The sequence below is a fragment of the Anabaena sp. 54 genome (assembly GCF_017355725.1).
In the GTDB taxonomy this organism is placed as follows: domain Bacteria; phylum Cyanobacteriota; class Cyanobacteriia; order Cyanobacteriales; family Nostocaceae; genus Dolichospermum; species Dolichospermum heterosporum.
The window spans coordinates 107535-120103 of the sequence record NZ_JAAVWA010000013.1; the positions used below are offsets into that span (position 1 = coordinate 107535).

At 35.9% G+C, this 12569-nt stretch carries 15 protein-coding genes and 1 pseudogene; 10 read left to right on the plus strand and 6 right to left on the minus strand.

Going from position 1 to position 12569, the window contains the following annotated elements; translation table 11 throughout:
• Nucleotides 1–20: 20 nt before the first annotated feature.
• The gene (locus HEQ36_RS14095; RefSeq protein ID WP_168636250.1) at nt 21–413 is read right to left on the minus strand and encodes a hypothetical protein; all 393 of its coding nucleotides are present in this window, start codon (nt 411–413) and stop codon (nt 21–23) included.
• Nucleotides 406–972: a Panacea domain-containing protein gene (locus HEQ36_RS14100; RefSeq protein ID WP_168636251.1), complete on the minus strand. Its 567-nt coding sequence runs from the start codon at nt 970–972 to the stop codon at nt 406–408. Before HEQ36_RS14100 ends, HEQ36_RS14095 begins: the two co-directional genes overlap by 8 nt.
• Nucleotides 973–1543: 571 nt before the next feature.
• On the opposite strand from HEQ36_RS14100, the gene HEQ36_RS14105 reads away from it, so the two are divergent.
• The 5 genes from HEQ36_RS14105 to HEQ36_RS14125 all read left to right on the plus strand — a co-directional run bounded on the left by HEQ36_RS14105 (nt 1544) and on the right by HEQ36_RS14125 (nt 7852).
• Entirely contained in the window at nt 1544–4015 is a 2472-nt protein-coding gene (locus HEQ36_RS14105) for an ATP-dependent Clp protease ATP-binding subunit (protein WP_039200429.1), read from the plus strand.
• A 266-nt stretch (nt 4016–4281) separates the two neighbouring features.
• The gene (locus HEQ36_RS14110) at nt 4282–4404 is read left to right on the plus strand and encodes a hypothetical protein (RefSeq protein ID WP_257720883.1); all 123 of its coding nucleotides are present in this window, start codon (nt 4282–4284) and stop codon (nt 4402–4404) included.
• A gap of 367 nt (nt 4405–4771) precedes the next feature.
• Complete coding sequence (locus HEQ36_RS14115) at nt 4772–4936, plus strand: hypothetical protein (RefSeq protein ID WP_190383067.1); 165 nt, start codon at nt 4772–4774, stop codon at nt 4934–4936.
• A 641-nt stretch (nt 4937–5577) separates the two neighbouring features.
• On the plus strand, nt 5578–6768 hold the full coding sequence (locus tag HEQ36_RS14120) for a DUF262 domain-containing protein (RefSeq protein ID WP_053540643.1): 1191 nt from the start codon (nt 5578–5580) through the stop codon (nt 6766–6768).
• Between the two features lie 19 nt (nt 6769–6787).
• Nucleotides 6788–7852, plus strand: a complete 1065-nt coding sequence (locus HEQ36_RS14125; protein WP_053540642.1) for an MAE_28990/MAE_18760 family HEPN-like nuclease — start codon at nt 6788–6790, stop codon at nt 7850–7852.
• A 452-nt stretch (nt 7853–8304) separates the two neighbouring features.
• On the opposite strand, the gene HEQ36_RS14130 is transcribed toward HEQ36_RS14125, so the two are convergent.
• Complete coding sequence (locus HEQ36_RS14130) at nt 8305–9393, minus strand: ISH3 family transposase (RefSeq protein ID WP_325064634.1); 1089 nt, start codon at nt 9391–9393, stop codon at nt 8305–8307.
• A 102-nt stretch (nt 9394–9495) separates the two neighbouring features.
• Between HEQ36_RS14130 and HEQ36_RS14135 the strand changes: the two genes are divergently transcribed.
• The gene (locus tag HEQ36_RS14135; RefSeq protein ID WP_205748547.1) at nt 9496–9690 is read left to right on the plus strand and encodes a hypothetical protein; all 195 of its coding nucleotides are present in this window, start codon (nt 9496–9498) and stop codon (nt 9688–9690) included.
• The gene (locus HEQ36_RS14140; protein ID WP_168636254.1) at nt 9675–10487 is read left to right on the plus strand and encodes a hypothetical protein; all 813 of its coding nucleotides are present in this window, start codon (nt 9675–9677) and stop codon (nt 10485–10487) included. Before HEQ36_RS14135 ends, HEQ36_RS14140 begins: the two co-directional genes overlap by 16 nt.
• A 68-nt stretch (nt 10488–10555) precedes the next feature.
• On the opposite strand, the gene HEQ36_RS14145 is transcribed toward HEQ36_RS14140, so the two are convergent.
• Both HEQ36_RS14145 and HEQ36_RS14150 read right to left on the minus strand, forming a co-directional pair.
• On the minus strand, nt 10556–10972 hold the full coding sequence (locus HEQ36_RS14145) for a PIN domain-containing protein (RefSeq protein WP_233455505.1): 417 nt from the start codon (nt 10970–10972) through the stop codon (nt 10556–10558).
• Nucleotides 10969–11190: a hypothetical protein gene (locus tag HEQ36_RS14150; RefSeq protein WP_168636255.1), complete on the minus strand. Its 222-nt coding sequence runs from the start codon at nt 11188–11190 to the stop codon at nt 10969–10971. The genes HEQ36_RS14145 and HEQ36_RS14150 overlap by 4 nt, the downstream gene beginning before the upstream one ends.
• Nucleotides 11191–11415: 225 nt before the next feature.
• Here HEQ36_RS14150 and HEQ36_RS14155 point away from each other — a divergent pair, with 225 nt between their 5' ends.
• The 3 genes from HEQ36_RS14155 to HEQ36_RS14165 all read left to right on the plus strand — a co-directional run bounded on the left by HEQ36_RS14155 (nt 11416) and on the right by HEQ36_RS14165 (nt 12298).
• Nucleotides 11416–11547, plus strand: a complete 132-nt coding sequence (locus HEQ36_RS14155) for a DUF1308 domain-containing protein (protein WP_257720913.1) — start codon at nt 11416–11418, stop codon at nt 11545–11547.
• 142 nt (nt 11548–11689) lie between these two features.
• Nucleotides 11690–11971 carry a DUF3349 domain-containing protein gene (locus HEQ36_RS14160; RefSeq protein ID WP_168636256.1) on the plus strand — a complete coding sequence of 94 codons (282 nt, stop codon included), beginning with the start codon at nt 11690–11692 and terminating at the stop codon, nt 11969–11971.
• A 54-nt stretch (nt 11972–12025) separates the two neighbouring features.
• Complete coding sequence (locus tag HEQ36_RS14165; RefSeq protein WP_039200436.1) at nt 12026–12298, plus strand: hypothetical protein; 273 nt, start codon at nt 12026–12028, stop codon at nt 12296–12298.
• Nucleotides 12299–12493: 195 nt separating this feature from the next.
• Here HEQ36_RS14165 and HEQ36_RS14170 read toward each other — a convergent pair.
• Nucleotides 12494–12569 (minus strand): annotated as a pseudogene (locus HEQ36_RS14170) (photosystem II protein D1); the annotation flags it as partial.

The following is a 12569-nucleotide window of genomic DNA, read 5'->3' on the forward strand; positions in this document are numbered from 1 at the left end:
ATTAGCTGACTAGCTGAATACTAGCTTGTTAAATTTAAATAATCTATCACTATATTTTGATACCCAATAGGAATCTCATCAGAAATGGTTGCGCCTACCTGTATTTTGTAAAGTATATTTGGAGAAAATTTTCCTTTGGAAGTACATTCACCGCTGGCAATCAATTTGAAAATGGTTGCGGATTCTATCTCACGTGGCTTGCGATAGTATATTACTGAATCTTGAGTTATGAAGGGAGGACAACCCATACCAGGTTTTATAATACAAGACAAATCTGAATTTGGTAGCTGCTTGGTTGTATTCACAAATAGATATTTAGTGATTGTTAGCGGTACTATGGCTACAAACAAGTGAAATCCTTTTGGTGTGTCCAAAAAGAATGTATCTCCAAGATTTACGTTATTGTCAGCCATTTAACACAGCATCCAAGAAGGCTTCTTTTTCTGCTTCTTCACCGATACCTCGAATTTCGTCATCGTTTTTACCTAGTTGTCTAAGGATTTCCTCAATGTAGATAGGGGCGGATTTCGCTGCTGGCAAAGGATTTTTCCATTCGGGGAATTCTTGGTGTGTTTTCTCTGCTAATTCAAAACGGTCAAGATGCCCAACAGCCTCATACACCTCTTGAATAATTCTTAGCTCTACTCTAGAAAGATGGTTAATACCTGGATCAGCTTTAAGTTGAACTTCGTAATTACTAAAATTAGTTGAGATGTACTCAAACCATATATTGTTATCGTCTTTACCTTTGATCAAGTCATAAACATTACTCAAAACTGGACCAAATTTCATGGCTACATAAGAATCACCAGTAATGGGTTGATCTAAACGTTCAAAGGCAATACGATCTGCTGTGTATAATAACTTGACAAGTCCTAAATACTTCATGGAATTCTTGTTCCCGCGAAGTTTCAAGAATAGAGCAGCCGTTTCAACTGCTTTCTCTGGATTGAATTTAAAACGTATAGACATAAGTTCCACCAGAGTCCACTACAATAGTATTATTGTACTATTTGTCCGAAAATAAATAAACAGTATTAGAGCTTGTCCATTTTACATAAATTCCGTGTATGTTACATAATTCTCACAAATAATTTTTGATATAACTACCGCTTTGACAATTTACAACAAAACTTGAAAAAATTAGCTCTACTGTTAACCACATTTATGAAGATAAAATAGATTTTTTGTCCTGATTTTATATCAAAATATATTCTATTAAAACTTTTATCTATATAAAAAACTTATGATTGAGTCAATTAATTTGACATTGCCACACACTTTATGATATCTAGGTTTATTTGGGACTACTAACAAAAATCGCAACATCAATGGTCTATTGTTTGGATTTAGTCCCCAAAATGCTGGTAATATCACTCTCCTCAGTACACAAACCCCAGGAAAAGTAATTAATAGCTACTCATTAACCGATCAACCTGTGTCATCGTAATTGGATATCTACTATTGTTGATATAGATATCCAAAATTTTAGCCTGTGCTAAAATCAGCATACCGGCACGACGCAGGTGATGGGAAAAATGCCATGTTTGAACGCTTCACAGAAAAAGCCATTAAGGTAATCATGCTGGCCCAAGAAGAGGCCCGCCGTTTAGGTCACAACTTTGTCGGAACTGAGCAGATCCTCTTGGGTCTGATTGGCGAAGGCACAGGAGTAGCCGCCAAGGTGCTGAAATCAATGGGAGTTAATCTCAAAGATGCTCGCATTGAAGTTGAAAAAATCATAGGACGGGGTTCTGGCTTTGTCGCCGTAGAAATTCCGTTTACGCCACGAGCAAAACGGGTTTTAGAACTATCCTTGGAAGAAGCACGCCAATTGGGGCATAACTACATTGGTACCGAGCATCTGCTGTTGGGACTGATCCGCGAAGGGGAAGGTGTCGCAGCCAGGGTGCTAGAAAACCTCGGTGTAGATTTGACCAAGGTGAGAACCCAAGTGATTCGGATGTTGGGAGAAACGGCGGAAGTTACGCCGGGTGGCCCCTCTGGTCGCACTAAAACCCCAACTCTCGATGAGTTTGGATCGAATCTGACCCAAATGGCTATAGATAACAAGCTTGATCCTGTGGTGGGACGCGCCAAGGAAATTGAGCGGGTTATCCAAATTTTGGGTCGCCGGACGAAAAACAATCCCGTGTTGATTGGTGAACCAGGTGTTGGTAAAACCGCGATCGCAGAAGGTTTAGCTTCACGTATCGCTAGTAAGGATATCCCCGATATCTTAGAAGATAAGCGTGTAGTCACTCTCGATATTGGTTTGCTAGTAGCAGGAACTAAATATCGCGGTGAATTTGAAGAACGTCTCAAAAAAATTATGGATGAAATCCGCTCTGCGGGTAATGTCATCCTGGTAATTGACGAAGTTCACACCTTAATTGGTGCAGGTGCAGCCGAAGGGGCGATTGATGCAGCGAATATCCTCAAGCCAGCTTTGGCGCGGGGTGAGTTGCAATGTATCGGTGCGACTACTTTGGATGAGTACCGCAAGCACATTGAACGGGATGCAGCGTTGGAAAGACGCTTTCAGCCTGTAATGGTGGGTGAACCTTCTGTTGATGAAACAATAGAAATTTTATATGGTTTGCGCGATCGCTATGAAGCACACCACAAGCTGAAGATATCCGATGAAGCATTGGTAGCGGCAGCGAAATTGTCTGATCGTTATATTAGCGATCGCTTTTTGCCAGATAAAGCCATTGACTTGATGGATGAAGCGGGTTCACGGGTGCGCTTGATTAACTCCCAACTGCCCCCAGCAGCCAAGGAATTAGACAAGGAACTACGGCAAATCTTAAAAGAAAAAGATGATGCAGTCCGTTCCCAGGACTTTGATCGGGCGGGAGAATTGCGCGATCGGGAAATGGAAATCAAAGCCGAAATCCGCACCATTGCTCAAACCAAGAGTAACGGTGCTAGTGGTGACGGCGTTGAACCTGTAGTTACAGAAGAAGACATTGCTCACATTGTCGCTTCTTGGACAGGTGTACCGGTGAACAAACTTACCGAATCTGAGTCCGAGAAGTTGCTGCACATGGAGGACACCTTACATCAGCGCCTCATCGGTCAAGAAGACGCTGTTAAGGCTGTTTCCAGAGCCATCCGTCGCGCTCGTGTCGGGTTAAAAAATCCGAATCGGCCGATCGCTAGTTTTGTCTTCTCCGGTCCAACTGGGGTAGGTAAAACTGAATTGGCGAAATCCTTGGCTTCCTACTTCTTCGGTTCGGAAGAAGCCATGATTCGCTTAGATATGTCCGAATACATGGAGCGCCACACCGTCAGTAAATTGATCGGTTCACCTCCAGGTTATGTCGGTTACAACGAAGGTGGTCAGTTAACAGAAGCTGTTCGTCGTCGTCCTTACACTGTGGTGCTATTCGATGAAATCGAAAAAGCCCACCCCGATGTCTTCAATATGCTCTTGCAAATTTTGGAAGATGGGCGTTTAACTGACGCGAAAGGTCGCACGGTGGACTTTAAGAACACTTTGCTGATTTTGACTTCCAACATCGGTTCTAAGGTAATTGAAAAAGGCGGTAGCGGTATTGGTTTCGATTTTGCTGAAGATGCTAACGAATCTCAATACAACCGGATTCGTTCTTTGGTGAATGAGGAACTGAAGAATTACTTCCGTCCTGAGTTCCTGAACCGGTTAGATGAAATTATCGTCTTCCGTCAATTGAATAAGCTGGAAGTTACCCAAATTGCCGAAATCATGCTCAAGGAAGTGTTTGGTAGGTTGACGGAAAAAGGCATTGTCTTAGAAGTCACAGACCGCTTCAAGGATCGCTTGATCACTGAGGGTTACAGTCCTAGCTACGGTGCAAGGCCATTACGTCGGGCAATTATGCGCTTATTGGAAGATAGTTTGGCGGAAGAAATTCTGTCTGGACGCATCAAAGATGGCGATACTGCTCTTGTTGATGTTGATGAAAATGGCATTGTTCAAGTTAGTTCTCAGCAAACACGGGAGTTATTACCCCAAGGTGTTGAGTCTTAGTTAGGTTTTTGTAATTGTAAATTGAACGGTAGAGGATTTCGGTTCTCTACCGTTTTTTTTGTTTTTTCTCACGCAAAGGCGCAGAGGCGCAAAGAGGAGAAGGAGATTTTTGTAGCGGACTTAGAGATTGAAACGAACAGTTCGTTGAGAAACTTCCAGGCGCGGAGAGGGGAAGGAGGTTTTTGTAGGGGACTAGTCATCTTCAACTAACCTCGGATCAGGTACTCCGTAAAGTCGTTCGGCTAGATCTATATCACGTTCATAATTTGGTTCATACCCGTAATACTCAAGCTTTGTTAGTGGTCTTTCATAAAAGTCAGGAAGAAGTTGAGGAAATTAGACAAATAGCACTGAGGGAAGCATATTTAGATGAGGTGCTAAGTGTCTAGTATTTCTATAAACATAGGAGATGTATTTTTAATTGATACACCTCCTAATGGCCAACATTTTTATGTCGCAATTGCAAAAACTTCTGATAAGTAATGGGACAGAATTAATTACACAATTGATTTTTCTGTTCCCTGTTCCCTGCGATGCACTGAGCTTGTCGAAGTGTTCCCTGTTCCCTCTCTCAACTCCCTGTTCCCTCTCTCAACGAGTGAATTTAATTTTGTCCGACTACTTAATAAATATTTATTTGTTAATTTAACAGACAAGAAAAATAACTCTGAAGGAGTTTGTGTTTTAGCACCAGATCCGAGTGTACTAAGTTTTATTAAAAAGGAATCTGTTATAGCTTACTATTTTGCTCGTGAGATGGATGCAAATGATCTTGCTATTTGTATAACTTCTGGTAGTCCTATTCCCAAGGATTGTTTATCTGCTGATATTGTATCACAAATTCAACAGGGAGGATTGATTTCTAAGAAGTTGAAGAATAAATATAAAACTGCATTGAAGAATTTTTTAGGAATTGATTAAATTAAACTTAGTAATGGGAAAGGTTTACTTGAAAATCACGAATAATTGGTAATTGATAAAAATGAGGTAAGGTGAATTATAAGTAATACAAAATCTGTGCGTCGTCGTCAACCAGGGAGAATTTTTCCAGAATTTACAATACCACCGGAAGAATTAGCTAGAAGGGCAATACTGTTCGGTTAAGACTAAAAAACAAAAATACGTAGGTTGGGTTGAGGAACGAAACCCAACATTTTCAATGATTTGTTGGTTTTATACAATAGGTTGTTTACGTGGAAATTTTCGTTAACCGAACAGTATTGGCTAGAAGGGAAGCAGCGAAACGAGAGGAGAACATAGTGAACTCAAATTTTCTGAAAATATTGATGAACTGAAACAACAGTTTATCAACCGTCGTGAATTTATGAAATTATCAATAGAGGAACGAAAAAAGATTTTAGCGTCACAATCCGATTTAATGTTAGGGCATTACCAGCATAATTAAGAGTAGTCATGATAAAAGATTAATTAAAAATTAAGAATAATGCTTAACCGATTAGGCATTTGTGAATGGATATGATATACTGGGTCACAGAAAACTGTAAAATCATATAATCCTCAAGTTTTAGATTTAATTAGTAAAAATATAAGGAAGAATAAATATGATCACAAATAGTCACTTAATTTCAGGTGAAACATTTATTGATAAAAATAGCTTGGATATTTATCCAGTCTCTCGTTCCGACGATGAAATTAACGAAAAATATAATAAAGGAGAGATAAGAATTGTAACGGAACAGGCTCGTTATCCAATTGATAGTATAGAAACTATGCTTGACAGTAAAAGGTATATCCTAAATCCTGAATACCAGCGCAGGAAAAGATGGAATTATACTCAGAAATCTCGTTTAATAGAATCATTAATAATGAATGTGCCAATTTCACCTATATTTCTGTATGAAATAGATTATTCTACTTATGAAGTAATAGATGGAGAACAAAGACTAACGGCTATATATGATTTTTATAAAGGAAAATTTAACCTAGAAGGTCTAGAATATTGGCAGGAACTTAATGGACGAAATTATCAAAATTTGCCTGGACAAGTTAGAAGAGGAATAGATAGACGCTATTTATCATCTATTGTCTTATTACAAGAAACAGCTAAAAATGAAAGAGAAGCTGAATATGTAAAACATATAGTTTTTGAAAGATTGAATAGTGGAGGAGATAAATTAACTCCACAAGAAACGAGAAATGCCTTACACAATGGTAAATTCAACCAAGTATGTATAAAACTTGCTCAAAATGACTATTTCCGTAAAATGTGGAAACTACCTTTAGAAAGCGAAGGAGAAGAAAAATTACTTAAAAGTGAATCTTATCGCAAAATGGAAGATGTAGAATTAGTTTTGCGATTCTTTGCTTATCGTCATATAGATAATTTAAAATCTCCTGTGGATAGATTTTTAGATGAATACTTAAAACAAGCAAATAATTATTCAGATGAAACAATTAAATATCTTGAAACCCTGTTTAACGAAACTATTCAGTTGATATATACTATATTAGGAGATTCAGCTTTTATACCTCCAAAAGGAGAGCGTGAGAGAACAAAGCCATTAAAAACTATATATGATCCAATAATGCAGGTGTTTGCAAACAATATTGCTTATAAGGAGAGTTTACTGATAAATAAAGATGCTATTAAAAATAATTTATATTCAGAGCAAGAATCACTAAACATCAAAGAAGAAAATAATAGATTGCTATTTGATGGTAGATACAATAATAAAAAAGATGTGGAAGCACGCATGAGCTATTTTCATAATTTCTTACAGAACTATATTTAATTAATTATTGATAGAAATTATGAATATACAATCATTGGAAAACTTTAAAAGAGAAGTCAATCAAATCAGAGAATATTTAAAACATATTCAATATGTAAATGATGTAGCTGCTTATTTTGTTTTAGAAAGCGATAATGAACAAATCAGAAAATTACTGAATACACTGAAAGAGCATGATAGAAGTTTTAGAACAGATAAGCGAATATTTGAATATAAAGCATCTATTATCTCACTATATGGACTGCTAGAAAAATATGTAGAAATATGGATTAAAGAGTATCTTGATTTTCTATCGACTGTCATACCTGAATATACACAAATACACGAAAAAATCAGAGACAATCATTTTGAACTTTCTTTAAAATTGATAAATACTATTACCAGTAGGGAAAGTGCCAAATATCAGCATCTTACAAAAGAGGAAGTGCTAAAGAAACTTAATAATTGTATAGTCAATCCTACCAAATACCAAATTAATACAGATGCTTTTGTTCTTTTGTCAGGTAATTTAAAACATAACAAAATTGTAGAGTTATTCAACAAGTTAAATTTGGATTTGAATGAGGAATTGTTAAAAAATGAAGAACTTAAAAATGAAATTGGTTTAAACCAAAATACTATTTCTAGAATAGAAAAGGATATTTTGTATAATAAAATAAATGATTTGGTTGAAAGAAGAAACCAAATTGCTCACGGTTCAGAAGAAGTAGATGATATCCTCAGCATATCTGAATTAGAACCTTATATTCAATTTTTAGAGAAATATTGTCAAGCTATTTTTCAGACATTATTTGAACAAGTTATTAAAGAAGAATCCAGACATACTTTTCAGAAAGTAGAAAATGTAATTAAAATTTTTGGCAATAAAGTATTGGCGTTTGAGCTTGAAAATTATACGATAAAAGTTGGAGATATGTTAATTATCCAAGCAAAAGAAGGTAGGTTTTATAAAAAACCTATTTTAACAATTCAATTAGATAATACCGAATATCCTGAACTTATAGTTACAGAAAAAACAAAGATTGCTGCAAGTGTAGATTATAAAATAAAAGATAATCACACATTTTACATAGTGAAAAAATAATGAAATCGCTCTTAGTTAGATTATGGTAGAGAAGTGCGATTGTGCGGAACTCAGTACCAGAAGGCGATAGCGAAGCGCTCCGCAGGAATCGCTGAGATAAGGTCAGTGAAAACACAAGTTTAAGGTTATAGAATATAGAATTAGTCCAGATAGTAGTAGTATTCCACTTTACTATGGGGAGATAAAAATCAATGCAGACAACAAATACCACCCCGCACCAGACCTAGTGAAGAATAACTGGGAATTTACAGAAGTATGGATAGATCCGATGTTATCACCCCCATATATCAGTAAACCAAAAAGTTTTTCCCAAAAAGCGATTCCTATAAAACACTGATGCTATCATCAAACAATCAGTAATATAAAATACTTTTTAATTCCCAGTGTTCTAACCAGTAGATATCATATAGATAACAATTACTTATGATTGGCTGGGTAATAATTTCTTGACGCTAACCGGATGGAATATAAATGCTTTCAACGACTTGATATTTCCTCTGTAGGGCTTGAGATAAAAAAGCTAACATCTGTTTGAGTGTGAAAAGTGTGCGATAAATTAATCGACTACCCTTCCTTTTACGGCTGATTTTGAGCCATAGTAGATTCACCCAGATATTAACTAGAAGAAAGGATATTCCAATGAATAGTAATCTCAAAACTGGATTTTTGTTATTCGTCTTAATTCGACAAATATTTTTCAGACGATAACTAGTTTCAATGCCAAATCTTTTTCGATAATCTTGATAGATATAATTTAAATTTGTTTTGACCTTATAAGCAAGATAAACAAAGTATTGAACTCCATGCTTTTTATGCTTTCCCTTTCTATATTTACAGACAATCCATAAATCAAATGTGACGAAATCATCTTTGTCTCTTGTAATGGTATAGGTAGTTTTATAACTTTTTTTACCCTTGAGAAATTGTTTGATTCCTCCTTTTTTTCCAGTCTTGATAGCAGGCATAAGAAAGGGGATATCTAATGCCTGTAACCATCTAATTACAGGAGTATTAAAAAATCCTCTATCCAAGTAGAGTTTTTTTACATTTATTTTGAGGGGTTCAAGTTCTGCTAATAAATAAGTAATTAAAGCCACACTAGTATCTAATTGGCGAACACCTCTTATTGCCAGAGTTACACGCTTATTATTACTAATAACGTATAAAGTGGCATAGGCGTAAAATGAATTAGTACCAGATTTAGCTTCACTTCGATATATGTAGGGTAATTCTGACGGTGTTGGTTTACCATAATAACAAATTAAATTTAAATCAATCGCTATTTTTAAACACCCCTTTTTTAATCCTAAAGGAATTCGACTTTTTAATGCTTGATTTATTTGCGCTTCTAATTCCTCAAAATTATTAATTTTATTGAGATGATATCTAATATCATTAGCTGTCGGAATATTTTTTAACAATTTAGCTGTGTTTTCAATACTGTCTCCAGTGCTGGCTGCTTTAACCAGAATCTCGAATAAAGTTTGTTGGTCACAGGCTCCTTGCGTTTCAATCGAAAAATTTTCTACTAAACACTGAATAACCTGCGTCTTGGGTTTCTGAGTCGGTTAAAACGAGTTCTTCTGTAGATTCGCCCTGCGTGGCTTTTGTTAGAGATGAAACAGTCAATTTTTTCAACCAATATGCTACACACTACATTCATCATTTCATATTTTGACCCAGTGCAAATTACTATAACTATTTCTTATGTATTTAGTATTTTATATCACATAAATGTCTATCGTATTTTGTTGTTGATGCCTGCTTCGTCTGTAGCAATAGCGTTAGCATTCCGTAAAAATCGCTCTTTGGGAAAAACTTTTTGGTTTACTGTTTAGTCTGTCGTCGTTCTTTGACTAAGAATATTTTGATATTAGTGATTTGTCCTGTAATTATTTTTCTAGAAATTAGCATAATTTCTACTCGTTTACCTCATTATACCCTCATGCTTTGTCCTTGGATGGCAATTTTATCAGCCATAGCATTAGATTGGTTAGGTGAAATTTATAATCAGCATCGTCAAACAACAAAATATTTTTTCTTACCTCGGAATCTTAGTTATGTATTTGGTAGTTTAGGTGCTGTTGTTTTCATAGCAGGAATAATATTAAATACAGGACTCATACCAATTACAGTAAGTGATGGTACAGATATTAAAAATTATTCATCAATAGGTTATGTGTTAGGATTAGGCTGGTTATTTTTACCAGTAATTTGGGTGGCACGTCATCGTTTTCAGCAAAAATTCCTGACTGCTAATTATTGGTTAGCGGCTTGGTTAGTACCTGCGTGGTTAGCTTTAAGTGTAGCTGGTAGTAATGGTTTGTTAAGTAATTATAGTCCTGATGTAAAATTGTTTGTCCAGCAACCAGAAATTTATACTGTCCTCAAAAATCATACTATTAATTTTGTAGTACAAAAAACAGAAACAATGACGACTGGTGGTGATAAAGCTTTGTTGTTACTCACCTTTGAAACTCTTCATTGGGGAAAAAGATTTCAAAAAGTTGCAGATGTTCCTATCAATAATTATGCTTGGGTTAGTCCTGAACCAGAAGTAGGTTTATTAACCAATGAACGTTTAATTGGTACTTTTCGACAATGGAAATTAATTCAGGTAGTGGAAAAAAAATAACCCAAAGGTATCACTCCTAGTTAATAGTGGAGAAAATGCGTTAGCGAAGCTTACCGAAGGTATCGCTTTTACTCCCTAGAAATATGATTTAACTCCCCAGGTAAAATTACTAGAATTTCTGAACCTAAAAATCCAGACACATCACGAGTTACAATCACATCTACCATTGATTTCATAGCACAAGCATACTGCACAGCATCCTCAAAATCTTGAAAATTTAAAGCTACTGCTGTTTCTAAAATATTTTTATCAACCCTGCAAATATGTAAATCTGTGAGAATTTGAGAAATTGCATCTTGAGCAACTTTTACACCTGCGGCTTTACGAATAATATAATAAATATTAGTAATTGTAGTAGCAGTAATAAACCCGATAATCTCACCTGCATCAATTTTTGCAAATAGCTTGACTGCATCTTCTACAAAAGGTTCTCTTTCTAGTAAAAAATCTAAAACCACATTCGTATCAATAAAAACTCGCATCATTGATATTTTTCAGTTAGATAAGTAACATAATCTCCATTAATATTCTCATCATTTGAGATATTTGCACCTTTAGCAATACCACGTAGTCGAGATAAATTACCCTTCTTTGATGGTGATATAGTTTCTTGTTGTATTGATTCTAATACAGTATGTACCAATTGCCAGCGATCGCTCATTGGTAACTGTAATACTTGTTTTTGCAATTCTTGTAATGTCATGAGAAGATATCAAAAATTATCCATTTTAATTATATATGGTTCTTTGGTACTTTTTATGGAGAACCCAGTTCAAAATCATTGAAAGCCTTATTGTATCGGCATTTCATTAAAAATATTGGGCATAATAGGTTATAACCCTTGCCCCGTAAGGGTTTCGCGGTAATCAATCCTCAATTACCATAAAATCTACGCAAGAACCTTATATATAAATTTAACTATATTATCATATTAGGTACGGGTGATCAACTAAATATTATCACCACCACAGCAGATGCAAAAGCTGTGAGAGCCGCTTCTGCTCAAGGTGTGGATTTTCATGTATATATTCATCCACCTTTTCCTTTAACTGGTAATTAATCATGCAAATCACTGTTTCACCACATCTACAAAGTACATAAGTAGGTTGGCGTTGAAAATTGTCGTTATGGCAAGGCAAAAGGCAAGAGGCAAAAGGCAAGAGTGAAGAGGGTTTGGGCGATTTTACGTTTCTTTACACAGTTTGGTTTTATTGTGTTCACCTACTTATAAATTAATTCAAAATGCTTTCCCCAAGGGAATAGAATCACAATCTTATTTACCGCTTTTAGCATTACTTAGTGAGGAAATGTCAGATAGGAATTTAGCTGAAGTTGTAGCTTACTATAGCGGTAAAGATTATAGTGTTGTCCTCAATGATGTATATCGGGTACAGTCAATTGATGTACCCACATCTGAAGCGATCGCTAATTTAAAGAAAAGATTGCTGATATGTGGTTATGAACAGTGGCTTGAGGAAGGATAAACTGTACTACTAAATCAAGTATAATAAACTAATCACGAAAAAGGATGAAACAAAATGCAAGCCATTCTCCTCAGCAGCGAAGAAGTCGCAAAACGTGCCAAAGAATTATATGAAAATGGCATTCGTCAACAAGTTGAAACCGAGGAAAACATCGGTAAAATGATAATTATTGATATAGAAACAGGTGAATATGCTATTGATAAAACAGGCATAGAATCAGCACATTATTTACGGAATAAAAACAGATTTGCTCGACTTTTTGGTATTCGCATTGGTTATAAAGTTGCTGCCTCCTTTAGTGGAGAAATGGAGCGTGATTATCGGTGATAAATGGCATTATCAAAAATGCTCTTTTTTAGCTTTTAGTGGAAGATGTGCGTTAGCGAAGCACTCCGTAGGAATCGCTTTTTGTCAACACCACAGCAGATACAAAAGCCATGATAGCCGCTTCTGCTCGTATGTTCCCAAAACAAAAAAAACGCCCCCCGTAATTGGAGAGCGTTTTTTATTTAACTAAACCGATTAACCGTTGATTGCAGGAGCGCTTAAAGCAACAGGAGCAACATCAGCAGCAGCCAAGTCTAGGGGGAAGTTGTGA

Excerpts from the sequence above, each read along its gene's own strand:
- HEQ36_RS14095 (WP_168636250.1), bottom strand. The coding sequence starts at position 413 with ATGGCTGACAATAACGTAAATCTTGGAGATACATTCTTTTTGGACACA.
- HEQ36_RS14100 (WP_168636251.1), bottom strand. The coding sequence starts at position 972 with ATGTCTATACGTTTTAAATTCAATCCAGAGAAAGCAGTTGAAACGGCT.
- HEQ36_RS14105 (WP_039200429.1), top strand. The coding sequence starts at position 1,544 with ATGTTTGAACGCTTCACAGAAAAAGCCATTAAGGTAATCATGCTGGCC.
- HEQ36_RS14115 (WP_190383067.1), top strand. The coding sequence starts at position 4,772 with ATGGATGCAAATGATCTTGCTATTTGTATAACTTCTGGTAGTCCTATT.
- HEQ36_RS14120 (WP_053540643.1), top strand. The coding sequence starts at position 5,578 with ATGATCACAAATAGTCACTTAATTTCAGGTGAAACATTTATTGATAAA.
- HEQ36_RS14125 (WP_053540642.1), top strand. The coding sequence starts at position 6,788 with ATGAATATACAATCATTGGAAAACTTTAAAAGAGAAGTCAATCAAATC.
- HEQ36_RS14135 (WP_205748547.1), top strand. The coding sequence starts at position 9,496 with ATGCTACACACTACATTCATCATTTCATATTTTGACCCAGTGCAAATT.
- HEQ36_RS14145 (WP_233455505.1), bottom strand. The coding sequence starts at position 10,972 with ATGATGCGAGTTTTTATTGATACGAATGTGGTTTTAGATTTTTTACTA.
- HEQ36_RS14150 (WP_168636255.1), bottom strand. The coding sequence starts at position 11,190 with ATGACATTACAAGAATTGCAAAAACAAGTATTACAGTTACCAATGAGC.
- HEQ36_RS14165 (WP_039200436.1), top strand. The coding sequence starts at position 12,026 with ATGCAAGCCATTCTCCTCAGCAGCGAAGAAGTCGCAAAACGTGCCAAA.